We start from the raw sequence: 26,566 nt of genomic DNA, 5'->3' as shown, positions 1-26,566 counted from the left end.
TTTGATATTTCCTCCTGGACAGTTCACTATACTAAACGTTACATCTAGTATCGGATATTGAGGTAGGGGCGACCAAGCAGTGAGCAACGTAGCTGTGGTGGCTGTCGGCGGTAACGCCCTGACCCGCGCGGATCAGCCGGGTACAGCCGAGCAGATCGAGAGCAACGCCGCCCAGATGGCGTCGGGGATCTCGAACCTATGCGAGGCGGGTTGGTCGGTGGTCGTCGTCCACGGCAACGGCCCGCAGGTCGGCCATCTGGCGATCCAACAGGAGGGGAGCGTCGATCTGGTGCCACCGCAGCCGCTGTACTCGCTGAACGCGATGTCACAAGGGCAGCTCGGCAGCGTCCTGGTGCGCGCGATCGACACCATCCGGGGGCCCGGCACGGCCGTCGGCCTCATCTCGCACATGGTCGTCGACCCGCACGACCCCGCCTTCCGCACGCCCACCAAGCCCATCGGACCCTTCTTCACCGAGACGGAGGCCGCGGCCATGGCCGAGCGGCGCGGCTGGGAGATGAGACAGGACGCCGGGCGGGGCTTCCGGCGGATGGTCCCCTCGCCCCATCCCACCGAGATGCTGGAGCTGTCCGCGGTCACGCCCCTGCTCGCGGCCGGCAAGGTGGTCCTCGCCGCCGGCGGCGGCGGAGTGGCCGTGGCCCGTGACGATCAGGGCCGCTATCACGGCGTGGACGCCGTGATCGACAAGGACTCGGCGGCCGCGCGCCTCGCCGGATCACTCAAGGCCACGATGATGATCCTGGTGACGGGGGTCGACGCGGTCATGGTCGACTACGGCACCCCGCGGGCCCGCGCCGTCCACGAGCTGTCTCTCGCGCAGGCCGAGCGGTATCTCGCCGAGGGCCAGTTCCCGGCCGGGAGCATGGGGCCCAAGATCCGGGCGGCCACCGACTTCGTACGGGAGAGCGGCGGGACCACCGTCATCACCTCGGCGGAGCGCATGCTCGAAGCCCTGGACCCGCAGAACCGTGTCGGCACGCACATCGTTCCCGAGCAAGCAATGAGCATCGCATGAGCACCCACGACAACCTCGCCCGCGTCCGCGTCGTCCGTGACACCTACCTCGACTCACTTCGGCTGCTCGTCGCCACCTCGGTCATGGCCGAACAGGGCGGCGTCACCTGGGCGGGCGCCGTCATGGCGACGCCTTCGGGCCGGGAGAACCTCGAGGCCGAGGGCTTCGGGGCGGAGTCCGTCGGCCAGGCCGGGGCGAACGACCTCGTACTCGCCGTGCGCGCCCGCGACGAGGCCGCGGCGGAGGCCGCGCTCGCCGCCGGAGAGCACGCCGCGTTCGAGGACGCCCGCGCCGAGTCCGGTGAGACCGCCGCCGCCGCGCCACGCACCGTCAGCGGAGCCGTCGCGCAGATGCCGGACGCGTCCGTGGCGATCGTCTCCGTGCCCGGTGGCTACGCGGCGCTGGAGGCCCACCACGCGCTCTCCCAAGGGCTGCACGTCCTGCTGTTCAGCGACAACGTCTCGCTGGACGAGGAAGCGGAGCTCAAGAAGCGGGGGAACGAGCTCGGCCTGCTGGTCATGGGGCCGGGGGCGGGCACCGCGGTGATCTCCGGCACCGGCCTCGGGTTCGCCAACGCGGTACGCCGCGGGCCGGTCGGCGTCGTCGCCGCCGCGGGCACCGGGGCGCAGGAGGTGTCGGCCCTGCTCGACCGCTGGGGCGTCGGCGTCTCGCACGTGATCGGCGTCGGCGGCCGTGACCTGTCCGAGGCCATCGGCGGCCGGATGGCGAAGGCGGCCGTGCGCGCTCTCGACGAGGACCCCGACACCGAGGTGATCCTGCTGGTGTCCAAGCCGCCGAGCGAGGCGGTCGCCCACACCGTGCTGGAAGAGTGCGGGTCCACCCCGGCGGTGGCCGCGTTCCTCGGCCTCTCGGAGATGGAGCCGCCGTCCGGGGTGCGGATGGCGCGGACGCTGGAGGAGGGCGCGCTCACCGCCGCCCGGCTCGCCGGCAAGACGCCCCCGGCCACCTCCGAAGGCCTGCGCGCCCAGGTGGAGGAGCGGCTCGGCGCCCTGGGCGACGAGCGGCGCACCGTCCGCGGCTACTACTCCGGCGGAACGCTCTGCTACGAGGCCCAGGTGATCATCAACGACCTGCTGGGCGAGGTGTACTCCAACGAGCCGCTCCTGCCCGGCAACACGGTCCCCGCACCGCCCGGCTCGAACGTGCTGCTCGACCTGGGCGCGGAGGAATACACCGTCGGCAGGCCGCATCCGATGATCGACCCCGGCAACCGCATCCAGATCCTCCGCCAGGAGGCCCGCGATCCCGAGGTCGCGGTGGTGCTGCTCGACGTGGTGCTCGGCTACGGCTCGCACGAGGACCCGGCGGGGCAGCTCGCACCGGTGCTCGGCGAGATCATGGCCGACGGCGGCCCGCAGGTCGTCGCGTACGTCCTCGGCTCCGACACCGATCCCCAGGGCTACGCCAGGCAGCGCGCGACGCTGGAGGGGATCGGCTGCCTGGTGACCGAGACCGCGGCGCGCGCCGCGTACACGGCGGCGGCCATCGCGAGCCGCCGCCCTGAACTAACGGAGTCCCACCGGTGACAGAACACCTCCGCCTTCCTCCCGTCGCCCTGATCACCTACAGCACCCGGCCGAGGGGCGGCGTCGCGCACACGCTGGCGCTGGGCGAGGCGATGCACGCGCTCGGCCAGGACGTCCTGATCATCGGACTCGGTGACCCGGGCAAGGGGTTCTTCCGGCCGGTCGCCGCCCCGACCCACGTCGTCACCGCGCCCGTCACCACCGGCGGGCTGGAGGAGAAGGTCGCGGCGAACATCGACGCCCTGGAGGCCGCCCTGGCCGACCTCGCCCCGGCCTACCCCATCCTGCACACCCAGGATTGCATCGCGGCCCGTGCGGCGGCCCGCGTGCGCGACGCCGGGATCCCCAGCAGAGTCGTCCGCACCGTCCACCACGTGGACGACTTCGACAGCGAGATCCTGATGGACTGCCAGCGCCAGGCCATCCTGGAGCCGGACCAGATCCTGGTGGTCACCAAGATCTGGCAGGACATCCTGCGGGAGGACTACGGAGTCCTGGCCGACGTGGTGCCCAACGGCGTGGATCCGGCCCGCTACAGCCGGCACTCCCCGGAGGTCGTGGCCCGGCTGCGGGCCCGGGTCGGCGCGACCGACCGGCCGCTGCTGCTGTCCGTCGGCGGCATCGAGCCGCGCAAGGGCAGCGACACGCTGGTGGCCGCGCTGTCCAGGCTGGTCGGCGAGCGTACGCCGCCGCCCGTGCTGGCCGTGCTCGGCGGCCACTCCTTCCAGGATCACCGCGCCTACAGGGAGAAGGTGCTGGCGAGCCTGGGCGCCCTCGGCCTGAGCCTGGGCAAGGACGTCGTCGAACTCGGCACCGTGCCCGAGGACGAGATGGCGGCGTGGTACGCGGCGGCGGACGTGCTGGCGTTCCCCTCCGTGAAGGAGGGGTTCGGCCTGGCCGCTCTGGAGGCGATGGCGGCCGGTCTTCCCGTGGTCACCAGCGACATCCCGGTGTTCAGGGAGTGGCTGGTCCCCGGCCGCGACGCCCTGCTGACCCCCGTCGGCGACGCGGGAGCGCTTGCCGACGCGCTCTCGGCCGTGCTCGACGACGAGGCCGTCCGCGCCCGGCTCCGCGCCGCGGGCCTGAGCCTGGCCGACCGCTACACGTGGACCGCCAGCGCCCGCCGGCACCTGGAGCTGTACGCCGGCAGCCCGGAGGCGCTCACCGCACACTGACGCCTTATCGTGCCAAAGGGCACGGATGGAGTGTGCATTCGGCCACTGACCTGCCACGCCGCCTGCCGCACCCTGAGGTTGCCCGCGTTTCGCCATGGAACGCCGGTCGACCAGAGGGAGTAACGGCATGCGATCTCACAAGCTCGTCCTCACGCTCGCGCTGACGGTGGGGCTGGCCGTGTCCGCGGCCCCGGCCGCCGCGACGACGGCCGGCACCTGCCGGGTGGAGCTGAACTTCGTCGACGCCTACGACACCGACGAGAACAACGGCGACGAGATCCGGATCAACCTCGCCGGGTACATGTACCCCGGCGGCGGCCGGTACGTCGCCATGAACAACGGTGACCGAGCCTATTCCGGCAACTTCGCCAACCCGGCCACCACCATCGGCACCACCGGGTCGGCGCTGTTCAGCCTTCGCGAGGTCACCCTGCCCGTCGTCGGCCAGGGCGACGTGCTGGGCTCGGTCACCGCCTGGGGCTTCACCTGCGCCACGCTCGCCACGGGAGAGGTCCAGGAGATCCCGCAGCACATCTTCGGCAGCGGCTACTGGTACTACATGAGCCTCGTGATGACCGGCCTGTAGGCGCCTTGTTTCCGACCGATCGATCGGTAGGATTCGGGCCATGGACATCATCGCGGTCACCCGGCACGGCAAGGTGCGTGGCCACCTCCAGGACGGGATCCCGGTCTTCCGCGGCATCCCCTACGCGGCCGCGCCCTTCGGGGCCGAACGCTTCCGCGCCCCCGCGCCCGTGCGCCCCTGGGAGGGGGTCCGTGACGCGCTGCGGTTCGGGCCGACCGCGCCCAAGCGTCCCTACCGGCCGCCGCTCGACCGGCTCATCCCCGAGGAGCCGATCCCCGGCGACGAGTGCCTCAACCTGAATGTCTGGACACCGGGCGTGGACGACGGCGCCCGCCCGGTGATGGTCTGGATCCACGGCGGTTCCCTGCGCAACGGCTCGTCGAGCATGCCGCTGTACGACGGCCACGCCTTCGCCCGCGACGGGGTGGTGCTGGTCTCGATCAACTACCGGCTCGGCGTGGAGGGCTTCGGCGTCTTCCCGGACGCGCCGGACAACCGCGGCCTGCTCGACCAGGTCGCCGCGCTGGAATGGGTACGCGACAACATCGCGGCCTTCGGCGGCGACCCCGGCAACGTCACCGTGTTCGGCGAGTCGGCGGGGGCGATCAGCATCGGCGCGCTGCTCACCAGCCCGCGGGCGAAGAGGCTGTTCCACCGGGCGATCATGCAGAGCGGCCCCCCGCACACGGCCACGCGCGAGGAGGCCGCCAAGATCGTCAAGCTGATGGCGGCCGAGCTGGGCGTGCCCGCCACGGCCGGGGCCTTCGCCGCCGTCGACCGCGAGCGGCTGCTCGACACCCAGGCCGAGGTCGTCGGCAAGGCGAACCCGATCACCGGCGGCCCCGCCTTCCACATCGTGGCCGAGCCCGGGGCCGCCCCGGTCGAGGCCGACCTCCTCATCGGCGCCAACCGGGAGGAGTACCGCCTCTGGTTCGTGCCCACCGGCGCCGTGGACCGGGTCAGCCGCCTGACCCTGCGCCTGGCCCTGCTGAAGTTCCGCATCCCCGCCCGCGCCGCCCGGCTCTACCGGTCCGCCCGGCCCGGTGCCAGGCCCGGCGAGATCCTCGGCGAGATGGCCACCGACCTGCTCATGCGGGGCCCGCTCAACCGCCTGGCCGACTCCGTGGAACGGGCCCACGTCTACGAGTTCGCCTGGCGCTCACCGGTCATGGACCTGGGCGCATGCCACGGCCTGGAGATCGGCTTCGTCTTCGACAACCTCCGGCACTGCCGTGAGCTGGTCGGCGACGACGCCCCGCAGGAGCTGGCCGACGCCATGCACCGGGCCTGGGTCGCCTTCGCCAAGACCGGCGACCCGGGCTGGCAGCGGTGGGACTCCTCCCGGCCCGTCATGGTCTTCGACTCGCCGGGCTCCGGCGTCGTCCACGCCCCCAGGGACGAGGAGCTCAGGATCTGGCTAGATCGCGAGCGGTGACAGCCGCCTCCAGCAGCCGCGCCTGCGCGGGCACCGCCAGATCCAGCCCGGTCAGCAGGCTCACCCGCCGCAGCCGGTAGTCGAGCGTGTTGCGGTGGATGTGCAGGTCGAGCGCGGTCCGGCGGCGGTTGTGCCCCCGGTGGACGAACGCGCGCAACGTCTCCAGCAGGTGGGGATGGCCGTCGAGCGGCGCCAGCTTGGCGGCCAGCCGTGACAGGCCCGCGCCCGGCCGCGCGAGCTGGTGCTCCAGCAGCACGTCGTCGAAGCGGTAGAGGCCCGGCGGCCTGCCGAGCCTGCGCACCAGCTCCATCACCGCGCGGGCCTCCCGCGCCGCCTCCGGGATGCGCGCGGGCTCCTCCGCCAGGGCCGCGGCGACGAGCAGGGGCCGTCCCACGACGTCGGCCAGCCTGTCCGCGAGCGGCTCCGGCGGGCACCCGTCAGGCAGCAGCGCGACCCCGTCGACGTGGTCCATCAGCACCAGCGACCCGGTGTGCGCGTCCATCGCCGACTGCACGAGCCGGGCCGGCGGCGCGGGCTGCCCGAAGTCGAAGAGCACCACCTCGTGCGCCTGGCCCACCTCCACGCCCGCCGCCTCGGCCAGGCTCTCGTACGGCCGGCCGCTCAGCAGCGCGCCGATGAGCGCCCGTCGCACCCGCTTGTCCTCGCTCCTGATGTCCTCCTGCGCCTGCTGGTGGGCCAGGGCGACGGCGGGCATCGCCGTACGCAGGTAGCCGAGCAGCCCTTCGCCGGCCTCGGCCAGCTCGCCGGGCCCGGCCGCCTCGGTCAGCGCCCGCCACCAGACCTCGGCGCCGATGAGGTAGGCGCTCACCGCCGCCTCCAGCGGCAGCCGCTCCTCGGCCCGGCGCGCCGACCACTCGATGATGCGCGTCAGATCGCCCGGCCCCACCGCGTCGTGCCCGCGGAGCGTGCGCAGCAGCATCGCCAGGACGGCCGAGACCGAACGGGTCACCTCACCGCTCAGGATCTCCGGCGGCAGGTCCCGGTAGAACGGGATCTCGGCGGCGCACCGGGCGACCACCGCGGAAGTGAGCTCCCGCACCCTCGGGGCCATCCGGCTGTGGAGGTCGGACATCCCGGGATCGTCACATTGCCCAAACCGCACCGTCAATCCTTGCCCCAAGTGCGCAAAGACGGCGGCTCCCGGCGCAACCAGGATGGCGGGTGAACCCCCAGCCAGGAGGCCGCCTTGTTCAGACGCCTGCTCATCCCCCTGCTCCTCGTGCTCACCCTCGGCACGGCTCCCGCCAGTGCCGCGACCACGAACTGGGGCGCACCCGGCCCCTACGCCACCGCCGTCGAGATCGGCGCGGTCAACACCCTCTACTACCCCCGCGACATCGCCGGGAGCGACCGCCGGCACCCGGTGATCGTCTGGGGCAACGGCACGGGCGGCGCGCCGCTCGTCTACCGCGACCTGCTCCTGCAGTGGGCCAGCCACGGCTTCATCGTCTCCGCCGCCAACACCCCGATGTCGAACCTCGGCATCTCCATGCGCGCCGGGATCGACGCCCTCGCCCAGCGCGACGCCGACCCGTCGAGCGTCTTCCACCGCAAGGTCGACCTGACCCGCATCGGCGCCTCGGGACACTCCCAGGGCGGCGCGGCCGCCATCGTCGTCGGCGCGGACTCCCGCGTGGACACCATCCTGCCCATCCAGCCGGGCCCGCTGGCCGACATCGACGACGTCCACGGCCCCGCGTTCCTGATGGCCGGCCAGCGTGACTCCATCGTCTGGCCCGCGCTGGTCAAGGCGTTCTACAACGCCGCCGACCACATCCCGGCGATCTACGGCGAGGTGCGCGGCGCCGACCACTTCACCGTCGTCGGCGACCCCGGCCCGTTCGCCGCGCCCACCACCGCCTGGTGGCGCTTCCAGCTCATGGACGACCTCCAGGCCCGCGCCCTGTTCTACGGGCCGAACTGCGGCATCTGCGTCGACAGCGTCACCTGGTCGGACGTCCGCCGCAACGCCCACGTCCCCCGCTGATCTTCCTGCCGATCGATCGGTAGGCTACGCTCGCCCTACCGATCGATCGCTTGGAAAGGAACCCCCATGACCGTCGAAAGCCGGCCAAGACCCGCCCTCCTGCGGGTGACCATCGGCAGCTTCGTGGGCACCGTCATCGAGCATGCCTGGCCACCACGGCGATGGGCCTGCTCCCCACCTACGCCACGATCGGCATCTGGGCGCCGGTGCTCCTGGTCACCCTCCGGGTCATCCAGGGCTTCTCCTACGGCGGCGAGGTCACCGGCGCGGTGCTGATGACCACCGAGTTCGCGCCCCGGCACCGCCGCGGCTACATCGGCAGCTTCATCCCCGCCGCCGGACCCGCCGGCCTGCTCCTGGCCACGATCGCGATCATGGCGGTGGCCGGCATGGAAGAGACCGACTTCCTCTCGTACGGCTGGCGCATCCCCTTCCTGCTCTCGGCGGTGCTCGTGCTCGTCGGCCTGGCGATCCGCGCCTCCGCCCCGGAGAGCCCGGTCTTCGCCGGGTCCCGCACCCGCCACAGCGCGCCCATCCTGGAGGTCTTCCGCCGTCACACCCGCACCGTCCTGCTCGGGGTGGGCACCGGCTTCGGCTTCTACGTCATCTTCTACGTGCTGCTCGTCTTCGCCGGCTCCTACCTGACCACCCAGCTCGGGCACCCGGCGCAGGTGCCGCTGGTCGCGGTGGCCATCGGCTCGGTCATGGTGATCGTCTTCGGCCCGCTCTGCGGCAGCCTCTCCGACCGCTTCGGCCGCCGCCCGATGATCGTGACGGGCTCCGCCCTGACCGCCCTGTTCAGCTTCGCCTTCTTCGCCATGCTGGCCACCGGCGGCGCCACCCTGATCTACCTGGCCTACGCGCTCGCCTTCGGCCTGGTGACCATCATGTACTCGCCGCTGATCACCTTCATCGCCGAGCAGTTCCCGACGGCCGTGCGCTTCAGCGGCGCCTCGGTCGCCGGGCAGATCGGCGCGGTGCGCGGCGGCGGCCTCGCCCCGCTGATCGCCACCGCCCTGCTCGCCGCCTGGGGGATCTGGGCCGTCGCGGCCTACGTCTGCGCCTCGCTGCTGGTGTCGCTCGCCTGCACGCTGGCGCTGAAGGAGACCAGCCGGAGCGACCTCACGGCAGAATGAGGTCGTGACTAACGATCGATCGGCAGCACTCGCGACCCAGCGACGGTTCGCCGCCTCCCAGGTCCGGCTCCCGGAGCACGTCCTGCTGGAGGGCACCTCCGGCCGGATCCTGCGCGAGGCGCTGCTGCTCTTCGCCGAGCGGGGCTTCTACGGCACGTCCATCCGCGACCTCGGAACGGCCTGCGGGATCCGCTCGGCGACCCTCTACTCCCACTTCCCCGCCAAGGAGAACGTCCTGGCGGAGCTGGTCCGCATCGGTCACGAGGAGCACCACCGGCGGCTCGTCGAGGCGGCCTCCGCGGGGCCGGCGGACCCCGAGGCGCGCCTGCGCCGCGTGGCCCGCGCGCACGTCCTGGTCCACGCCGAGTTCCCCATGCTCGCGGTGGTCGCCAACAACGAACTGCACGCCCTCTCCGCCGAGCTGGCCGGCCCCGCGCTCATGCTCCGCGCCGACGGCCGCCAGCTGCTGATCGACATCCTCGACGAGGGCATCAGCGAGGGCGTCTTCGACGTGCCCGACGCCTTCCTGGCGGTCACGGCGATCAGCGGGATGGGGATGCGGGTGGCCAACTGGTACGACTCCGCCATGCCGTACGAACCCGAGGAGGTCGCGGACACCTACGCGGAGTTCGCCCTGCGGCTGACCCTGGCGGGGCGCCCCTGACGACGGTGGGCCCGGTCACCGTTCCAGGTCGCGGAGGTAGGCGGCGAAGCCTTCCAGACCGTCGATGTTGCGCGGCCCGCTGATGCCCTCGTTGTAGTCGAGGACGTAGAAGCGGTCGTGCACCACCGCGGGCAGTGCGCTGGTGGCGGGGAACTCCTTCAGGAACGCGATCTTCTCCCGGGCGGGCTTGTCGCCGTAGTCGAGGATGACGATGACCTCCGGCCGCGCCTCGACCACCGCCTCCCAGGTCACCTCGCTCCAGCGGGCGTCCAGCCCGGCGAAGACGTTGCGGCCGCCGGAGAAGCGGATGATGTCGTTGGGCGGCACCTGGGCGCCCGCGGTGAAGGGCTTGTCGGTGCCGGAGTCGTACAGGAAGACCGGCACGGGGTCGCCCTTCGGCGTCCGCGCCCGCACCGCCTCGACGCGCTCCCGGTATCCGGCGACCAGGGCCCGTGCCCGGTCCTCGACGCCGAAGATCCGGCCGAGGCGTTCCAGGTCGGTGTAGAGGCCCTCGAAGGGGGTGACCCGTTCGGGATGGCCGGGATAGTTGAAGCACGACTCGGCGTGCATGAAACTCTGGATCTTCAGCCCGTCGAGGATGGCCGGGGTGATGCCGCGCTGGTCGCTGAAGCCCGAACGCCATCCGGCGACCACGAAGTCGGCTTTGGCGTCCACCACGAGCTCGCGGTTGAGCAGGTCGTCGCTGAGGAACTCGACCTCGGCGTACTCGGCGGCCCAGGGGGACTCCTCGACCGGAGGGTTCGCGGGCGGCATGACGTAGCCGTGCACGTGCTCGGTGAGACCGAGGGCGAACAGCTTGTCGGCGCTGCCGGCCTCGTACACCACGGCGCGGGCCGGCGTCGTGTACTCGACCTGCTCGCCGCACCGGTTGACGGTCACCTTCCGTACGGACGCCGTACCGTCCTGGATCCGCGCGCCGCAGCCGGCGAGCAGGAGTGTCCCGGTCAGGATGGCGGCCATCGGACGGAGGGAGCGGGACGTACGCGCGATCATGCGGTGGTTCCTTTCATGGGCCGAGGTCGTAGAGCACCTGCGGCACACCGGTGAGGGGATGGGGGACGACGCTGGCCACGACGTCGAAGACGTCGCGCAGGAGAGCTTCGGTGAGGACCTCGCCGGGCGTGCCGGAGGCGACGACCTCGCCCGCGGCGAGCACGACCAGGTGGTCGCAGGCGGAGGCGGCGAGGTTGAGGTCGTGCAGGGTGACGAGCACGCCGAGGCCGGAGCCCTTGAGCATCGACAGCAGCCGGATCTGGTGGCGCAGGTCGAGATGGTTGGTCGGTTCGTCCAGGACGAGGAGCCGCGGCTCCTGGACGAGCGCGCGGGCGACCAGCACCCGCCGGCGTTCGCCGCCGGACAGCGACAACACCCCCCGGCCCGCCAGGTGCAGGACCTGCATCCGCTCCATGGCCTGCCGGCACAGCTCCCGCTCGCGCGGGCCGAGCGCCTGGTTGCCCCGTACGTGCGGGGCCCGGCCGAGGGCGACCACCTCCTCGACCGTGAAGTCGAGATCCGCGCCTCCCTCCTGGGTGAGCGCGGCGACCACGCGCGCGCTGTCCCGCAGCGTCATGGCGGACAGGTCCTGACCGTCGATCCAGATCGCGCCGCGCGACGGCCGCAGCGCCCGGTAGACGCACCGCAACGCCGTCGTCTTGCCCGAGCCGTTGGGCCCGATCAGCCCCACGACCTGGCCGGGCCCGACGGCGAGCGAAAGACTCCTGACGACGGTGGCGCCGCCCAGCGACACCGACAGGCCGTCCACCTTCAGGTCGGCCGTCATGACCGGCCCCCGAAGAGGTAGCCGCGCCGGCGCAGCAGCGTGACGAACACCGGCACGCCGACCAGCGCGGTGATCACCCCGATCGGCAGCTCGCGCGGCGCCACCACGGTCCGCGCCATGAGGTCGGCCCAGACCATGAAGACGGCGCCGGCGAGCGGCGCGACGGCCAGCACGCGCACATGCGCGGCACCCACCCACAGCCGCACCACGTGCGGCATCACCAGCCCGACGAACCCGATCGCGCCGCTGACGGCCACCATCGCGCCCGTGAGCAGCGAGGTCAGGACGAACAGCCCGCGGCGGAGCGTCTCGGTGTCCACCCCCAGGCTCATCGAGGTCTCGTCGCCCAGAGCCAGCACGTCCAGGCTCCGGCCGAGCCGCCGCAGCACCACGACGGAGACGGCCGCGACGACCGTCACCACCGGCAGCGCTCCCCACGTCGCCCCGCCCAGGCCGCCCATCGACCAGAACAGCACGGTGCTGGTCGACTCGCCGTCCGGGGCGAAGTAGACGATCAGACTCATGACCGCCTGGAACCCGAACGCCATCGCCACCCCGGTGAGGACCAGGCGCAGCGGCTCCAGCCCGCCGCCTCGACGTGAGACCAGGTAGACCAGGGCCGAGACGAGCAGCGCGCCGAGAAAGGCGCCCGCGGAGACCGCGTAGATCCCCATCGCGGCCAGCCCGCCGGACACCGTGACCAGGACGGCCCCGGCCGACGCCCCTGACGACACCCCCAGGACGAACGGGTCGGCCAGCGCGTTGCGCACCATGGCCTGGACCGCCACGCCGACCGCGCTGAGCCCGGCTCCCACCAGCACGGCCAGGAGCACCCGCGGCGTCCTGACCTGCCAGATGATCTGGTAGGCCGTGATCTCCTCGGCGGAGATCGCACCGCCGGTGACGGCCGCCCACAGGTAGCGCAGCGTCTGGCCGGGAGGCACGGCCGCGGCCCCCGAGCCGATCGCCAGCAGCACCGACACCGCCAGGGCGACGGCCAGCGACACGACGATCACGCCCACGCGCGGGCCTTCGCGCGCCTCGGACGGCCGCTTAGGAACGAAAACCGTTTTCATTGCCGCTTATCATCAGGGAAGCGGCACGGCATGTCAAAGGCGGGCCCTTGTGCAGGGCCCGCCTTCGAGGTCACGCCATCAGCGCTGCTGGGTCAGCAGACCCGGGCGGTAGGGCAGGAGCCCGTAGTCGCCGCCGGAGTTGGGGCTGCGCCCCTGGTAGAGCAGCTGCAGGTTGCAGGGGTCGACGGTGAAGGTCTGGTCGGCGTTGGCGCGGACCAGCTCGCCGTGACTGATGTCGTTGGTCCAGGTGGCGCCGCTGTTGGCCTTGCCGGCGAAGGGGTTGCCCTCTGTGGCGGCCTGCGGCGTCCACGAACCGTTCAGGCTGGTGGCCGTGAACGAGCGGAAGTAGCGGCCCTGGGAGCCGATCGCCTCGACGAGCATGAGGTACTTGTTCTGGCCCTGGAGCTTGTAGACCTGGACGCCCTCGAACAGGTTGTTCGTCGTGTCACTCATGATCACGGTCGAGGTGGTGCCGAAATTGCCGGGGAAGTTCCCGATGGGCATGCTGGCCCGGTAGATCCTGCCGTTGTCGCCGGCGAAGAACAGGTACATGTTCGTGCTGTCACCGATGAGCGTCTGGTCGATGGGGCCGGTTCCGGAGTTCGAGATGCTTCCGGAGAAGAGCGGCTGCTCCGACGACCAGCCGTTCGGGTTGGTGGGGTCGCTCGACGTCCTGTAGGAGAAGGCGGTCCTGCCCCACTGGTAGGCGAGCACCCAGATGTTCCTGGGGGCGAAGTAGAAGAGCGTGGGCGCGACGGTGGAGGACGACATCGTGTTCTGGCTGGCCGAGGCCATGTCCGACCAGTTGGTGAACAGGCTGAAGTTCATCGAGCCCCACCTGGTGCCCGTGTCGTGCGTCGTCGCGTAGACGAGGTGCCTGCCGTTGTAGGGGGCGACGGTGAAGTCCTTGAGCGAGACCCAGCCCGACTTCGGCTGCGCCAGCGGGCCCGTCGACGTCCAGCGGTACGTCGAGGGAAGGTCGCACTGGCCCGGGTCGCCGCCGCCGCCGTCCACCCGGACGAGCTGCCACTGCTGGTTGTTGCCGCCCCAGTCGTCGTACTGGACGATGTTGGCGTTGTCGGCGGTGGAGGCGCCCTGCACTTCGAGTGCCTTGTTGCTGTGGCGGGAGATGAGCCGCACGTATCCGTCCGGGCTGTCGGCCAGCCGCCACTGCTGGTTGGTGCCGTTGTGGTCGGCCCACTGGACGATCGCACCGCCGTTGGCGGTCGACCAGTTGTAGACGTCCAGCACCTTGCCGGAATGGCGGGACTTCAGGCGGTAGTAGCCGCCGCCCGAGTCGACGAACTGCCATTGCTGCTGGTTGCCGTTGTTACGTGTCCATTGGGTGATGCGGCCGCCGTCGGCGGTGGACAGGTTGTAGACGTCCAGGGCCTTGCCGCTGTTGCGGTTCACCAGGACGTACCAGGCGTTGGTGTCCACGGTGGCGGCGTGGGCGGCGGGAAGGGCGACGAGCAGGCTCGCCAGTAAGGCGGCCACCGTCGCGAGGACGGCCAGGAATCTGTTCTTCATGGACGGGTTCGCGCCTTTCTGCGTCGAGGTCAAGGGGTCGAGGTCAAGGGGTGGTGAGGTCGAAGCGGCGCACGGTCACCGCGCCGCCGAGTGACTGGGTGGCGTAGTTGAAGATCCCGAAGCGGTAGCCCATGAAGAACTGCCAGGCGTTGTTCAGGGCGAAGGCCGGGCCGAGGCTCACGAAGTCGCTGCCGTTCGTGCTGTAGGAGAAGCGGGCCTGCCTGCCGGACCCGGGCCGGATGTCGGCGCTGACCCGCAGCCAGAGCCGGCCGCCCGAGATGTTCGCGCTCGCCGCCTCGGTGCCGGTGCCGGTGGTCTGCCACGAACTGTTCATGGTGAGCCCGTTGGTCATCACGACCCGGTTGACGCCGTTGTCGCGTTTGACGCCGATCCAGGCCGACTGGTCGCGCAGCATGGCCAGCCCGGCGCGGTCGCCGTTGCTCATCTGCGAGTAGTCGAGCTCGATCGTCGCCGTCGACGACGGGCCCTGGATGCGGTGGGTCAGCGTGTTGCGGGCGTTGTAGAGGTCGCCGGTGACGGTCGCGGTCTGCAGGCGCAGGCCGTTGCCCGTGGAGAAGCGGCTGGTGTCGGGGTTGTGGTTCCACTCCCAGCGGTGCCCGAGGCTGCCCGAGGTGAAGGTGTCGGGGCCGATCATGGATGCCACGGTCCGGCTGGTCTGGATGTTCGGCTTCGGGTAGGTGACGCCCCAGCCGCCGTTGACGGTCTGCACGGTCGGCCAGTCGCCGTTCCAGGTGATCGGCGCGAGCGCCGGGACCCGCCCGCCGGGGTAGGCGTCGACGAACGACATGTAGTACCACGCGCCGTTCTGGGTCTGGACGAGCCCGCCCTGATGGGGGACGCCGCCGCCGGAGATGGGGCCGGGCATGTCGAGCAGGACCTGGCGCATCTCGTACGGACCCCACGGCGACGTGGAGCGGAGCACGTACTGGCCGTTGGCGGGGCGGGTCAGCCAGATGTAGTAGTAGCCGTTCCGCTTGTAGAAGCGGGCGCCCTCCAGGGTGCCGACGCTGCTCGGGGTCTGGAACACCTGCTGGGCGCGGACCTGGCCGAGCCCGTCTGCCGTGAGCTGGGCGACGCTGATGGTGCCGTTGCCGTACGCGACGTACATGGTGTCGTCGGTGTCGACCAGCAGGCCGGCGTCGTAGTAGCAGTTGTTGATCTGCGAGCGCTTGCTCCACGTGCCGTCCACGGCGGAGGCGGTGTAGACGTACGTCCGGTTGAACTCGACGCAGCCGATCCAGTAGTAGGTGCTGTTGCTGGGCCGGTAGTTCAGGGTCGAGGCCCAGATGCCCTTCACGTACGCCCGGCCGCCGTTGAGGTCGTAGGCGCCCGAGCCGAAGTCCAGCCTCGGCACCGAGTGCCCGGCGTACTCCCAGTCGACCAGGTTGTAGGAGCGCAGGATCGGCGCGCCCGGCGAGTAGTGCATCGTCGAGGCCGAGTAGTAGTAGGCGTCGCCCACCCTGATGATGTCGCCGTCGGCGAAGTCCTGCCAGACGACCGGGTTGGTGTAGGTGCCGCCCGGATTCGGGTCGCTCCCGATCGGGACGAGCTGCCACTGCTGGTTGTTGCCGCCCCAGTCGTCGTACTGGACGATGTTCGCGTTGTCGGCGGTGGAGGCGTTCTGGACTTCCAGGGCCTTGTTGCTGTGGCGGGAGATGAGCCGCACGTATCCGTCCGGGCTGTCGGCGAGCCGCCATTGCTGGTTGGTGCCGTTGTGGTCGGCCCACTGGACGATGGATGCGCCGTTGGCGGTCGAGAAGTTGTAGACGTCGAGGACCTTGCCGGAGTGGCGGGATTTGAGGCGGTAGTAGCCGCCGCCCGAGTCGACGAACTGCCATTGCTGCTGGTTGCCGTTGTTACGTGTCCACTGGGTGATGCGGCCGCCGTCGGCGGTGGACAGGTTGTAGACGTCCAGGGCCTTGCCGCTGTTGCGGTTGACCAGGACGTACCAGGCGTTGGTGTCGACCGTCGCGGCCGACGCCTGTGGCGTGAGGAACACGCCCACCAGCAGCAGTGACGAGAGAACCGCGAGCACGCGCCTCACAGAGACCTCCAGAGCCGTTGGCCGCTTGCCTGGACGAAATTCACCACGAAACTTGTTAGCGCTAACACTTCGCCGCGTGAAACCGCGCGGCCTTCTTCGACGAGTACGTTGTCGCGGAGTACATCCGATGCCCCCGTCCGTCGTCAACGAGGGACCACCACTCGCGCACAGGGGCGTCGCCGTCCGGATGTCGCTTCGCCTGCGCATTCGCCGGAAAGAAGCGCACACGGCAGGACACCCGTGTGTGAAAGTTTCAGAGAACAGCCCCTGTGAACCACGAAGGCGCCGGGTTAACTTGCTTCCTCTCCGAGAGGCGACCGAAAAGTACCTGGATAAACTCCGGATATGGCCTCGACCGGAGAACCCCCCATCGGCGAATCGGCACCTTCGGTACCACTGACCCTGACTCAGCTGGCCGAGCTGGCAGGAGTGTCCACCGCCACGGTCTCCAAGGTCATCAACGGTCGCTCGGAGGTGGGCCCGACGACCCGCGCGCTGGTCGAGAGGCTCATCGAGGAACACGGCTACCGCCGGCAGCGCCGTCGCATCAAACCCGCGAGCCTCATCGAGGTCGTCTTCCACGAGCTCGCCGGAGACTACCCGATAGAGATCGTCAAGGGGGTCCAGCGGGTCGCCTGGACCCACGGCCTGAGCGTGGTGGTCTCCGAGCTCGGCGGCCGGCACACTCCCGAGCCCAAATGGATCGGCGACCTGCTCACCCGCCGTCCCGCCGGTGTGATCACCGTGTTCTCCGGGCCGGCGGAGGATCAGCGCGTGCGCCTCGCGACCCAGGAGATCCCCCTGGTGGTGCTGGATCCGGCGGGCAATCCGGGGCTCGGCGTGCCGTCCGTGGCCGCCACCAACTGGAGCGGCGGCCTGGAGGCCACCCGTCACCTGCTCGAACTCGGCCACCGGCGCATCGCGATGATCACCGGACCCTCGTTCGCGCTCTCCAGCCGGGCCCGGCTGGACGGTTACCGCGCCGCTCTCGACGCCGCGGGTGTGCCGATCGACCCGGCTCTCATCCGTCAGGGAAACTTTCAGATCGAGGACGGGGTGGCCCACACTCATCAGCTGATGAAATTACCCGAGCCGCCCACCGCGATCTTCGCCGCCAACGACGGTCAGGCCATCGGCGTCTACCACGCGGCCCACGAGCTGCGGCTCCGCATTCCCGACGACCTGAGCGTGATCGGCTTCGACGACATGCCGGTCTGGCGCTGGGCGCAGCCGCCGCTCACGACCATCCACCAGCCTCTGCGCGAGATGGGCGCCACGGCCGCGACCATGTTGATCAGCCTGGCCGAGGGGGAGACGCTGCAGCAGAAGCGGGTGGAGCTGGGGACCGAACTCGTGGTCCGCCAGAGCACGGCCGCCCTCCGGTCATGATCTTGGTTAAGTTTCTTCCCGGTGAACGGTTGACGCGCCGGGGTGAGGGCTCTACGTTCCAGCCAGAGATGTTAGCGCGAACACTCGGCGCTCCGAGATAGTCCTTCCCTCCCCGACATGTACGTGCGTACGCCGAAATGGGAGCGCTCCCAAAAGAGGAGGCAACATGCGGAACGGACCCGTCAGCCGGAGGACCATGCTGGCCACGATGGGAGCCCTGCCCGTCATCGCGGCCACGGCGCGGCCCGCGGGGGCGACGGCCGCCGCCGCGGCGGTCATCGATCCGTCGGCGGGGCGGCAGACGATCCGCGGCTTCGGCGGCATGACCCACTCCGCCTGGATCGGCGACCTGACGGCCGCCCAGCGGGACACGGCGTTCGGCACCGGCGAGGGCCGCCTGGGGTTCTCCGTGCTCAGGATCCCCGTCCCCGAGAACCAGGCCGACTGGAGCCGTGACCTGGCGACGGCGCGGCGCGCGATCGAGCTCGGGGCGACCGTCATCGCCTCGCCGTGGAACCCTCCCGCCCACATGGTCGAGACCTTCGTACGCGGCAGCCAGACCAACGCCCGGCGCCTCAGGTACGACATGTACGGCGCCTACGCCCAGCACCTGAACGACTTCAACGGCTTCCTGCGGAACAACGGGGTGAACCTGTACGGCATCTCGGTGCAGAACGAGCCCGACTACGCCCACGAATGGACGTGGTGGACTCCCGCCGAAATGGTGCGTTTCCTACGGGAGAACGCCGGCTCGATCGGCACCAGGGTCATCGCGCCCGAGTCCTTCCAGTACCTGAAGAACATGTCGGACCCCATACTCAACGACCCCTCGGCGCTCGCCAACGTGGACATCATCGGCGCTCACCTCTACGGCACGTCGTTCGCGAACTTCCCGTACCCCCTCTTCAAGCAGAAGGGCGCGGGCAAAGAGCTCTGGATGACCGAGGTCTACTACCCCAACAGCAGCGATTCGGCCGACCTCTGGCCCCAGGCGCTCGACGTGGGGGAGCACATCCACCGCGCCATGGTGGACGCCGAGTTCCAGGCCTACATCTGGTGGTACATCCGGCGCGGGTACGGCCCCATGCGGGAGGACGGCCAGATCAGCAAGCGCGGCGCCAACATGGCGCAGTTCGCCAGGTTCGTCCGCCCCGGGTACGTGCGGATCGAGGCCACGGCGAACCCGGCGTCGAACGTCTACGTCTCGGCCTACCGGGGCGGTGACTCCACGGTCGTCGTCGTCGCCATCAACAAGGGAACCTCCGGGGTGAGCCAGCAGTTCACCCTGGCGAACGGCACCGCGTCCAGCGTCTCGTCCTGGCTCACCGACGCGAGCAGGAACGTCGCGCCCCAGGGCACGACCGGCGTGTCCAACGGCTCCTTCACCGTCACGCTCCCCGCCCGGAGCGTGACCACCTTCGTCACCGGCGTGACCGGGTCCCCTGGCGGGATCGACACCAGTGCCTGGTACGTCCTGGTCAACCGCAACAGCGGCAAGGCCCTGGACGTCTACAACCTGTCCACCGCCGACGGCGGCCGCATCACCCAGTGGACCCGTAACAACGGCAACCAGCAGCAATGGCAGTTCGTCGACTCGGGCGGCGGCTACTACCGCCTGAAGTCCCGCCATTCCGGCAAGGTGCTGGACGTCCACAACTGGTCGACCGCCAACGGCGCATCCATCGTCCAGTGGGCCGACCACAACGGCACCAACCAGCAGTGGCGGACGGCCGACTCCGGCGGCTACCTCCGCCTGATCAACCGCAACAGCGGCAAGGCCCTGGAGGTCCAGGGCGCCTCCACCGCCGACAACGCCAACATCGTCCAGTACGACGACTGGGGCGGCAACAACCAGCAGTGGCAGCTCGTGCGGACCGGCTGACGCCCGTTTGTCCAGGTAGGACGGGGTAGCACGCACTCACATGAGCAGGATCGAGGGGGTGACCGCCGCCGCCTACCGGGTGCCGACCGACCAGCCAGAAGGGGACGGCACCCTCGCCTGGGACGCCACGACCCTGGTCGTCGCCACGGTCCGCGCCGAGGGCATGACGGGGACCGGATGGACGTACGCGCCCGCGGCCGCGGCCGGATTCATCGGCGACGTCCTGGCGGAGGTGGTCACGGGGGCGGACGCCCTGGCGATCCCGGCGATCTGGGCGTCCATGATCCGCCGGGTGCGCAACGCCGGCCGTCCCGGCGTCGCCGGGTACGCCGTCTCCGCCGTGGACGTCGCGCTGTGGGATCTCAAGGCGCGACTGCTGGGGACGTCCCTGGCCGGGCTGTTCGGGATGGCCCGCGAGCGGGTGCCGCTGTACGGGTCGGGCGGTTTCACCACCTATGACGATGACGCGACCGTCGCGCAGCTCACCCACTGGGTCCACGAGCTGGGCATCGGCCGCGTCAAGATCAAGATCGGCGAGTCGTCCGGCGCCAGACCCGACCGCGACCTGCACCGGATCGCGCTGGCCCGGCGCGTCATCGGCGGCGACGCCGAGCTGTACGTCGACGCCAACGGCGGCTACACCGCCAAGCAGGCCGTCCGGCAGGCCGAGCAGATGCGCGAGCACGACGTGCGCTGGTTCGAGGAGCCGGTCTCCTCCGACGATCTGGCCGGCCTGCGGCTGGTCAGGGGGCAGGTCACCGCCGACGTGGCCGCGGGGGAGTACGGGAGCGACGTGGCGTACTTCACCCGCATGTGCCAGGCGGAAGCGGTCGACTGTCTCCAGGCCGACGCCACCCGCTGCGGCGGCTACACCGGCTGGTTCGCCGCCTGCGCGGTCGCGGCCGGGCACAATCTGCAGGTCTCCGCGCACTGCGCGCCCAACCTGCACCTGCCGGCCGCCGCCGCCACGCCCAACCTGCGGCACATCGAGTGGTTCCACGACCACCAGCGCATCGAGGCCGAGCTGTTCGACGGGGCCGCCGACCCCACCGGCGGGCTGGCAGGCCCGGTCACCGGGGAACCGGGTCACGGCCTGACCCTGCGCGCCGACGCCGCGCGGCCGTACCGCACCGCGTAGGACCAGGAGGTGACCGGGATGCGGATCGAGGACTATGCCCTCATCGGGGACATGCACACCGCCGCCCTGGTCGCCCGTGACGGGTCCGTCGACTGGCTGTGCCTGCCGCGCTTCGACTCTCCCGCCTGCTTCGCCGCCCTGCTGGGCGAGCCCGGTGCGGGCCGGTGGCTGCTGGCTCCGGCGTCTGGCGGCCCGTGCTCCTCCCGCCGCTACCTGGACGACACGCTGGTCCTGGAAAGCACATGGGAGTGCGACGGCGGCGCGGTGCGGATCCTGGACTTCATGCCGCCGCGCGGGCAGGCGCCCGACGTGGTCCGGATCGTCGAGGGCGTGCGCGGCCGGGTCGGGATGCGGATGGAGTTGATGCTCCGCTTCGACTACGGGCGCGACGAGCCCTGGCTGCGCTACGAGCACGGCCTCTTCGCCGCCGTGGCCGGGCCCGACGCCGCCTGGCTGCGCACTCCCGTCCCTCTGTGCGTCGACGAGGACGCCCGGCGCACCACCGCGGAGTTCACGGTCGGGCCAGGTGACCGGGTGCCGTTCGTCCTGACCTGGCAGCATTCGTGGCTGCCGCGCCCGGACGCCATCGACGCGCAGGAGTCCCTGACCGGAGCCGAGCGCATGTGGCGCGACTGGATCAGCGGCTGCGGCTACCGGGGCGACGACGGCGCCGCCGTACGCGGCAGCCTGCTGACGCTCAAAGCCCTCACGTACGCGCCGACCGGGGGGATCGTCGCCGCCGCCACCACGTCACTGCCCGAGCAGATCGGCGGTTCCCGCAACTGGGACTACCGCTACTGCTGGCTGCGCGACGCCTCGTTCACCCTGCAGGCGCTCATGTCGGCCGGCTACGACGCCGAGGCCCGCGCCTGGCGGGACTGGCTGCTTCGCGCCGTCGCCGGGCATCCGGCCGCCCTGCAGATCATGTACACGGTCGAGGGGGCCCGGCGCATCCCCGAATGGAGCGTGGACTGGCTGCCCGGCTACGAGGGCTCGTCCCCCGTCAACGTCGGCAACGCCGCCAGCGGCCAGTTCCAGCTCGACGTGTACGGCGAGACCCTCGACTGTCTGCACCTGGCCAGGCAGTCGGGGCTCGCGGTGGTAGAGGAGGCGTGGGACCTGCAGCGGAGCATCATGGACTATCTCGAAGGCGTCTGGCGGCGGCCCGACAACGGGCTGTGGGAGATGCGCGGCCCGCGTCGGCAGTTCGTGCACTCCAAGATCCTCGCCTGGGTGGCCGCCGACCGGATGGTCCAGGCGGTGGAGGCGTTCGGGCTGGGCGGGCCGGTGGACCGGTGGCGGGCGCTGCGCCGCGAGATCCACGACGAGGTGTGCGCGCAGGGCTACGACGCCGGCCGCGGTACCTTCACCCAGTACTACGGCTCCACCGGTCTGGACGCCGCGCTGCTGCTCATCCCCCGCCTCGGTTTCCTGCCGGCGGACGACCCGCGCGTGGCCGGGACCGTGGACGCGATCCAGCGCGAGCTGGTGGAGGACGGCTTCGTGCTCCGCTACCGGCCCGAGCACGAGAGCGTGGACGGGCTGCCCGGCCGCGAGGGCATCTTCCTGGCCTGCTCGTTCTGGCTGGCCGACGCGCTGGCGATGCTGGGCCGCCGCCGCCCTGCGCGCGACCTGTTCGACCGGCTGCTCGGCCTGCGCAACGACGTCGGGCTGCTCTCGGAGGAGTACGACACCGCCCGCCGTCGGCAGATCGGCAACTTCCCGCAGGCCTACAGCCACGTGTCCGTCATCAACACCGCCGCCGCGCTGGCCGCCCTCTGACACCCGTGCGAAGTCTTTCCACATTCGTCAGCATTCCGCTCCGGCGGGCAGGGCAGGACCGCAGGCGTGACCCGTATCGTCGCGGAAACGCTCAAAGTGATGACACGCCCCGACTCCGGCCTCAGGAGCCGGCAGCCCTACGTGCGGGTCCGCGACCTGGAACGGGACCTGGCCGCCAAGGTGGACGGCGAGGTCCGCTTCGACCCCGGCAGCCGGGGCGCCTACTCCACCGACGCCTCCAACTACCGGCAGGTGCCCCTCGGCGTCGTCGTGCCGCGCACGGTGGAGGCCGCGGCCGTCGCGGTGGCGGTCTGCCGCGAGCACCGGGCGCCGATCACCTCACGCGGCGGCGGGACCAGCCTGGCCGGCCAGACCTGCAACACCGCCGTGATCATCGACTGGTCCAAGTACTGCGACCGCCTGGTCTCCGTCGACGAGCGGGCCCGTACCTGCGTGGTGGAGCCCGGCATCGTGCTGGACGACCTCAACCGGCGGCTCGCACCGACGGGCCTGATGTTCGGCCCCCGCCCGTCCACGCACTCCCACTGCACGCTCGGCGGCATGATCGGCAACAACTCCTGCGGATCCACCGCCCAGCTGTACGGCAAGACCGCCGACAACGTCGTCCGGCTGGAGATCCTCACCTACGACGGGACGCGCATGTGGGTGGGCCCCACGAGCGACGAGGAGTACGACCGGATCACCGCGGAGGGAGGCCGCCCGGCCGAGATCCTGCGCAGGCTGCGCGAGATCGCCGGCGAGAACGCGGACGAGATCCGCCGCCGATACCCGGACATCCCACGCCGGGTCTCCGGCTACAACCTCGACCAACTGCTGCCAGGCGGCCCGTTCGACCTGGCCCGCGCCCTGGTCGGCTCCGAAGGCACCCTGGTCACCGTGCTCCGCGCCGAACTGGCGCTCGTGCCCGTGCCGGCCGCGCAGAGCCTGCTCGTGCTCGGCTACCACGACATCGCGGCGGCGGCCGACGCCGTGCCGCGGATCACCGCGCACCGGCCGCTCCAGCTGGAAGGCATCGACGACAAGCTCGTCGGGTACGAGACCCGCAAACACATGCACCGGCAGGCGGTCGCCCGTCTGCCGGAAGGCGGCGCCTGGCTGATGGTGTCGTTCATCGGCGACGACCAGGAGGACGCCGACCAGCGGGCACGCGCCCTCGTGGAGGATCTCGGCCGCGGCGAGCAGGCCCCGGACGTGGCGTTCTTCGACGACCCCGCCGCCGAGCAGCAACTGTGGGAGCTGCGCGAGGCAGGGCTCGGCGCCACCGCGCGCGGCCCCGGCATGCCCGACACCTGGCCCGGCTGGGAGGACTCGGCCGTCTCCCCGGACCGCCTCGGCGACTACCTGCGTGACCTGCGCCGCCTGCTGGAAGAGTTCGGATACGGCGACGCCGCGCTGTACGGCCACTTCGGCCATGCCTGCGTGCACACCCGCATACCGTTCGACCTGCTCACCGCCGACGGCGTGGCGGCCTTCCGCGCTTTCCTCGACCGGGCCGCGGATCTGGCCGTCTCCTACGGCGGCTCCCTGTCGGGCGAGCACGGCGACGGCCAGGCCAGGGCCGAGCTGCTGCCCAAGATGTTCGGGCCCACCATCGTCGGCGCTTTCCAGCAGGTCAAGGCGGTGTTCGACCCCGATGACCGGATGAACCCCGGCAAGGTCGTCTCCCCGTACGGGATCACCACGAACCTGCGGCTGGGCAGCGCCTGGACGCCCGCCGAGCCAGAGACCGAGTTCGGCTACCCCGGCGACCAGGGCAGCTTCCAGCGGGCCGTGATGCGCTGCGTCGGCGTCGGCCAGTGCCGCAGCCACCAGGGCGGCGTCATGTGCCCTTCCTACCGGGCCACCGGGGAGGAGGAGCACTCCACCCGAGGGCGTGCCCGGCTGCTGTTCGAGATGCTGAACGGGCACCACGACTCCGCCGTGACCGACGGCTGGCGCTCCACCGCCGTGCACGACGCCCTCGACCTCTGCCTGGCCTGCAAGGGCTGCAAGCATGACTGCCCCGTGGGTGTGGACATGGCCACCTACAAGGCCGAGTTCCTCGCCCACCACTACGCGGGCCGGCTCCGGCCCGCCGCCCACTACAGCATGGGCTGGCTGCCGGTGTGGGCGCGGCTGGCCTCTTTCGCCCCGGGCCTGGTCAACACCGTGACCCACGCGCCCGGCCTGGCCCGGCTCGTCAAGCGGCTGGGCGGGATGGAGCCGTCCCGGCCCCTGCCGTCCTTCGCGGGGATCCGCTTCAGCGACGCCTACCGCCGACGGGGGCCGCACGGCAGCGGCGAACGCGGCGAGGTGCTGCTGTGGCCCGACACCTTCACCGACAACCTGGCCCCGCGCATCGCGGCCGCGGCCGTCACCGTCCTGGAAGGCGCCGGCTACCGAGTGCTCGTCCCACCGCGCACCCTCTGCTGCGGGCTGACCTGGATCTCCACCGGGCAGCTCGGCATCGCCCGCCGCGTGCTGCGACGAACCCTGGACACGCTCGCGCCCCTGCTCCGGCGTGGCATCCCGATCGTCGGGCTCGAACCCAGCTGCACCGCCGTCTTCCGGGACGACGCCGCGAACCTGCTGCCCGGCGACCGCGACGTCACCCGGCTGGCCGAGCAGACGAGGACCCTGGCCGAGCTCCTCACCGGCACCGACGGCTGGCGGCCGCCGCGCATCGACCTCGCCGCCGTCGCCCAGCCGCACTGCCACCAGCACGCCGTCCTCGGTTACGAGGCCGATCAGCAGGTGCTCCGGCAGGCCGGGGTCCAGCTGCGCACGGTCGGCGGCTGCTGCGGCCTGGCCGGCGACTTCGGCTTCACCGCCGGTCACCTGCGCACGTCACTCGCCTGCGCCGAGCACGAGCTGCTGCCCGCCATCCGTCAGAGCGACCCGGGCACGATCGTCCTGGCCGACGGCTTCAGCTGCCGCACCCAGATCGAACACGCCGGAACCCGGCACCGCCCGCTGCACCTGGCCGAACTCCTCGCCCGAGCCTGAGGATCACCCGCCTGTGGACCGCCCCAGCAGCTCGATCACCTCGTCGTCCGTGGTCTGGGTGAAATCGCGGTACCAGAACCCGATGGCGAACAGATCGGTAGGCGTCTCCAGGCAGATCACCTCGTCGGCGTCCGCGCGCAGGCTCTCGATCGTCTCCGGCGGGCCCACCGGCACCGCCAGGATCACCCGCCCGGCTCCGTGCGCACGAGCCACCTGACAGGCGGCCCGGGCCGTGCCGCCCGTGGCGATCCCGTCGTCCACCACGACGACCGTACGGCCCGCCAGGTCGACCGGCGCCCGATCACGGCGGAAGCGGCTCGCGCGGCGCATGACCTCGGCCTGCTCGTCCTCGGTTACGCCGGCCATCTCTCCCCGCGTCAGATGCGCCATCTGGACGACCCCCGCGTTGATCACCCGTACGCCGCCCTCCCCGATGGCGCCGAACCCCAGCTCGGGCTGGAACGGCACCCCCAGCTTGCGGACCACGATCACGTCCAGTGGCGCGCCCAGGGCCCGGGCCACCTCGAAGGCCACCGGCACGCCCCCTCGGGGCAGCCCCACGACGACCACGTTCTCGTCGCTGACGGCTTCCCTCACTCGTTCGGCCAGACGGACACCCGCGTCATGACGATCGACGAACACCGGTCCACCTCCTGAGTTCGCTGCCACCCTCCCCACCTCGACGCCCCTTCACCACGGCCGGTCGGCAAAAATTTGATGGGGATGCTGCAGAAATTGCAGGTCAAAGATGCTTCCGGCGGGTTTCACGGGCCGCGGGCTGAGTAGCACGACATCGAAGGGGACGTCACAGGGAAGGAAGCGACATGACGACAGCGCGTGATGTCATGCACCATGGCTGTGAATGCCTTCAGATCAACGAGACCGTCGACACGGCGGCGCGCCGGATGACGGACATGAACGTCGGTGCGCTGCCGGTCTGCGAGGAGGGACGGCTCAAGGGCATCATCACCGACCGCGACATCGTCGTGAAGTGCGTCGCGAGAGGCGAGAACCCGGCCACGCTCGCCGCCGGGCAGCTCATCGAAGCAGAGCAGGTGTGGTCGATCGACGCGAGCGCGGACATCGAGGAAGTCCTGCACCAGATGGCCGAGCACAAGATCCGCCGGCTGCCGGTGCTGGAGAACGAGGAACTGGTCGGCATCATCAGCCAGGCCGATCTCGCGGCGAAGCTGCCCGAGGACAAGGTCGGCGTACTGGTGGAAGCGATCTCGGCGACCTCTCACTGAAACCGCTGCGCCAGGGTGATCTCTGACGCGCGGCGGCCGCCCGCGTCCGCGCGGGCGGCCCCG

Annotated in this window: 21 protein-coding genes; 14 read left to right on the top strand and 7 right to left on the bottom strand. The window is 71.0% G+C overall.

The window, feature by feature from the left end; translation table 11 throughout:
• Positions 1 to 97: 97 nt before the first annotated feature.
• From AB0K05_RS24075 to AB0K05_RS24055, 5 genes are all read left to right on the top strand, one after another.
• Positions 98 to 1,036, top strand: a complete 939-nt coding sequence (locus AB0K05_RS24075; RefSeq protein ID WP_364231756.1) for a carbamate kinase — start codon at positions 98 to 100, stop codon at positions 1,034 to 1,036.
• Positions 1,033 to 2,583: an FdrA family protein gene (locus AB0K05_RS24070; protein WP_364231754.1), complete on the top strand. Its 1,551-nt coding sequence runs from the start codon at positions 1,033 to 1,035 to the stop codon at positions 2,581 to 2,583. The genes AB0K05_RS24075 and AB0K05_RS24070 overlap by 4 nt, the downstream gene beginning before the upstream one ends.
• Entirely contained in the window at positions 2,580 to 3,758 is a 1,179-nt protein-coding gene (locus AB0K05_RS24065; protein WP_364231751.1) for an MSMEG_0565 family glycosyltransferase, read from the top strand. The genes AB0K05_RS24070 and AB0K05_RS24065 overlap by 4 nt, the downstream gene beginning before the upstream one ends.
• Before the next feature lie 127 nt (positions 3,759 to 3,885).
• Positions 3,886 to 4,344, top strand: a complete 459-nt coding sequence (locus AB0K05_RS24060; RefSeq protein WP_364231748.1) for a hypothetical protein — start codon at positions 3,886 to 3,888, stop codon at positions 4,342 to 4,344.
• A 40-nt stretch (positions 4,345 to 4,384) separates the two neighbouring features.
• Positions 4,385 to 5,779, top strand: coding sequence for a carboxylesterase family protein (locus AB0K05_RS24055; protein ID WP_364231745.1), 1,395 nt, complete (start codon positions 4,385 to 4,387; stop codon positions 5,777 to 5,779).
• Here AB0K05_RS24055 and AB0K05_RS24050 read toward each other — a convergent pair.
• Positions 5,751 to 6,872 (bottom strand): helix-turn-helix domain-containing protein, encoded by a 1,122-nt coding sequence (locus tag AB0K05_RS24050; RefSeq protein ID WP_364231742.1) that lies wholly within the window; start codon positions 6,870 to 6,872, stop codon positions 5,751 to 5,753. The genes AB0K05_RS24055 and AB0K05_RS24050 overlap by 29 nt on opposite strands.
• Before the next feature lie 114 nt (positions 6,873 to 6,986).
• On the opposite strand from AB0K05_RS24050, the gene AB0K05_RS24045 reads away from it, so the two are divergent.
• Genes AB0K05_RS24045 through AB0K05_RS24035 form a run of 3 tightly spaced genes read left to right on the top strand, consistent with a single transcriptional unit; the run spans position 6,987 to position 9,587 of the window.
• Positions 6,987 to 7,787 carry an acetylxylan esterase gene (locus AB0K05_RS24045; RefSeq protein WP_364231739.1) on the top strand — a complete coding sequence of 267 codons (801 nt, stop codon included), beginning with the start codon at positions 6,987 to 6,989 and terminating at the stop codon, positions 7,785 to 7,787.
• A gap of 50 nt (positions 7,788 to 7,837) precedes the next feature.
• Positions 7,838 to 8,923 carry an MFS transporter gene (locus AB0K05_RS24040; RefSeq protein ID WP_364231736.1) on the top strand — a complete coding sequence of 362 codons (1,086 nt, stop codon included), beginning with the start codon at positions 7,838 to 7,840 and terminating at the stop codon, positions 8,921 to 8,923.
• A gap of 4 nt (positions 8,924 to 8,927) precedes the next feature.
• The gene (locus tag AB0K05_RS24035) at positions 8,928 to 9,587 is read left to right on the top strand and encodes a TetR/AcrR family transcriptional regulator (protein ID WP_271276069.1); all 660 of its coding nucleotides are present in this window, start codon (positions 8,928 to 8,930) and stop codon (positions 9,585 to 9,587) included.
• Positions 9,588 to 9,602: 15 nt separating this feature from the next.
• On the opposite strand, the gene AB0K05_RS24030 is transcribed toward AB0K05_RS24035, so the two are convergent.
• From AB0K05_RS24030 to AB0K05_RS24010, 5 genes are all read right to left on the bottom strand, one after another.
• On the bottom strand, positions 9,603 to 10,601 hold the full coding sequence (locus tag AB0K05_RS24030; protein WP_364231733.1) for an ABC transporter substrate-binding protein: 999 nt from the start codon (positions 10,599 to 10,601) through the stop codon (positions 9,603 to 9,605).
• A 13-nt stretch (positions 10,602 to 10,614) separates the two neighbouring features.
• Complete coding sequence (locus AB0K05_RS24025; RefSeq protein WP_271276071.1) at positions 10,615 to 11,388, bottom strand: ABC transporter ATP-binding protein; 774 nt, start codon at positions 11,386 to 11,388, stop codon at positions 10,615 to 10,617.
• Positions 11,385 to 12,410, bottom strand: a complete 1,026-nt coding sequence (locus AB0K05_RS24020; RefSeq protein ID WP_364231729.1) for an iron ABC transporter permease — start codon at positions 12,408 to 12,410, stop codon at positions 11,385 to 11,387. Before AB0K05_RS24020 ends, AB0K05_RS24025 begins: the two co-directional genes overlap by 4 nt.
• Before the next feature lie 132 nt (positions 12,411 to 12,542).
• Complete coding sequence (locus tag AB0K05_RS24015) at positions 12,543 to 13,994, bottom strand: non-reducing end alpha-L-arabinofuranosidase family hydrolase (protein ID WP_148036254.1); 1,452 nt, start codon at positions 13,992 to 13,994, stop codon at positions 12,543 to 12,545.
• 43 nt (positions 13,995 to 14,037) lie between these two features.
• Entirely contained in the window at positions 14,038 to 16,059 is a 2,022-nt protein-coding gene (locus tag AB0K05_RS24010) for an RICIN domain-containing protein (protein ID WP_271276073.1), read from the bottom strand.
• A gap of 345 nt (positions 16,060 to 16,404) precedes the next feature.
• Here AB0K05_RS24010 and AB0K05_RS24005 point away from each other — a divergent pair, with 345 nt between their 5' ends.
• From AB0K05_RS24005 to AB0K05_RS23985, 5 genes are all read left to right on the top strand, one after another.
• Positions 16,405 to 17,448, top strand: coding sequence for a LacI family DNA-binding transcriptional regulator (locus AB0K05_RS24005; RefSeq protein WP_219545524.1), 1,044 nt, complete (start codon positions 16,405 to 16,407; stop codon positions 17,446 to 17,448).
• A gap of 166 nt (positions 17,449 to 17,614) precedes the next feature.
• Complete coding sequence (locus tag AB0K05_RS24000; protein ID WP_364231724.1) at positions 17,615 to 19,330, top strand: RICIN domain-containing protein; 1,716 nt, start codon at positions 17,615 to 17,617, stop codon at positions 19,328 to 19,330.
• A gap of 40 nt (positions 19,331 to 19,370) precedes the next feature.
• Positions 19,371 to 20,468 (top strand): enolase C-terminal domain-like protein, encoded by a 1,098-nt coding sequence (locus AB0K05_RS23995; RefSeq protein WP_364231721.1) that lies wholly within the window; start codon positions 19,371 to 19,373, stop codon positions 20,466 to 20,468.
• A gap of 18 nt (positions 20,469 to 20,486) precedes the next feature.
• A complete protein-coding gene (locus AB0K05_RS23990; protein WP_364231718.1) occupies positions 20,487 to 22,250 on the top strand; it encodes a glycoside hydrolase family 15 protein in 1,764 nt (587 codons plus the stop codon).
• Positions 22,251 to 22,349: 99 nt separating this feature from the next.
• A complete protein-coding gene (locus AB0K05_RS23985) occupies positions 22,350 to 25,256 on the top strand; it encodes an FAD-binding and (Fe-S)-binding domain-containing protein (RefSeq protein ID WP_364231715.1) in 2,907 nt (968 codons plus the stop codon).
• A 3-nt stretch (positions 25,257 to 25,259) separates the two neighbouring features.
• Here AB0K05_RS23985 and AB0K05_RS23980 read toward each other — a convergent pair whose 3' ends face one another.
• Complete coding sequence (locus tag AB0K05_RS23980) at positions 25,260 to 25,898, bottom strand: phosphoribosyltransferase (RefSeq protein ID WP_364231712.1); 639 nt, start codon at positions 25,896 to 25,898, stop codon at positions 25,260 to 25,262.
• Positions 25,899 to 26,080: 182 nt separating this feature from the next.
• Between AB0K05_RS23980 and AB0K05_RS23975 the strand changes: the two genes are divergently transcribed.
• Entirely contained in the window at positions 26,081 to 26,503 is a 423-nt protein-coding gene (locus AB0K05_RS23975; RefSeq protein WP_148036260.1) for a CBS domain-containing protein, read from the top strand.
• The last annotated feature ends 63 nt before the right edge of the window (positions 26,504 to 26,566 follow it).

Source organism: Nonomuraea sp. NPDC049486 (genome assembly GCF_040676925.1).
Classification (GTDB): Bacteria; Actinomycetota; Actinomycetes; order Streptosporangiales; family Streptosporangiaceae; genus Nonomuraea; species Nonomuraea ferruginea.
Note: the sequence above shows the minus strand (reverse complement) of the source record. Positions and strands in the feature narration are given on the sequence as shown.

What these genes read in the sequence shown, in the direction of transcription:
- AB0K05_RS24070 (WP_364231754.1), top strand. Translation starts at nt 1,033, where the DNA reads ATGAGCACCCACGACAACCTCGCCCGCGTCCGCGTCGTCCGTGACACC.
- AB0K05_RS24060 (WP_364231748.1), top strand. Translation starts at nt 3,886, where the DNA reads ATGCGATCTCACAAGCTCGTCCTCACGCTCGCGCTGACGGTGGGGCTG.
- AB0K05_RS24055 (WP_364231745.1), top strand. Translation starts at nt 4,385, where the DNA reads ATGGACATCATCGCGGTCACCCGGCACGGCAAGGTGCGTGGCCACCTC.
- AB0K05_RS24050 (WP_364231742.1), bottom strand. Translation starts at nt 6,872, where the DNA reads ATGTCCGACCTCCACAGCCGGATGGCCCCGAGGGTGCGGGAGCTCACT.
- AB0K05_RS24030 (WP_364231733.1), bottom strand. Translation starts at nt 10,601, where the DNA reads ATGATCGCGCGTACGTCCCGCTCCCTCCGTCCGATGGCCGCCATCCTG.
- AB0K05_RS24025 (WP_271276071.1), bottom strand. Translation starts at nt 11,388, where the DNA reads ATGACGGCCGACCTGAAGGTGGACGGCCTGTCGGTGTCGCTGGGCGGC.
- AB0K05_RS24015 (WP_148036254.1), bottom strand. Translation starts at nt 13,994, where the DNA reads ATGAAGAACAGATTCCTGGCCGTCCTCGCGACGGTGGCCGCCTTACTG.
- AB0K05_RS24005 (WP_219545524.1), top strand. Translation starts at nt 16,405, where the DNA reads ATGGCCTCGACCGGAGAACCCCCCATCGGCGAATCGGCACCTTCGGTA.
- AB0K05_RS24000 (WP_364231724.1), top strand. Translation starts at nt 17,615, where the DNA reads ATGCGGAACGGACCCGTCAGCCGGAGGACCATGCTGGCCACGATGGGA.
- AB0K05_RS23995 (WP_364231721.1), top strand. Translation starts at nt 19,371, where the DNA reads ATGAGCAGGATCGAGGGGGTGACCGCCGCCGCCTACCGGGTGCCGACC.
- AB0K05_RS23990 (WP_364231718.1), top strand. Translation starts at nt 20,487, where the DNA reads ATGCGGATCGAGGACTATGCCCTCATCGGGGACATGCACACCGCCGCC.
- AB0K05_RS23985 (WP_364231715.1), top strand. Translation starts at nt 22,350, where the DNA reads ATGACACGCCCCGACTCCGGCCTCAGGAGCCGGCAGCCCTACGTGCGG.
- AB0K05_RS23975 (WP_148036260.1), top strand. Translation starts at nt 26,081, where the DNA reads ATGACGACAGCGCGTGATGTCATGCACCATGGCTGTGAATGCCTTCAG.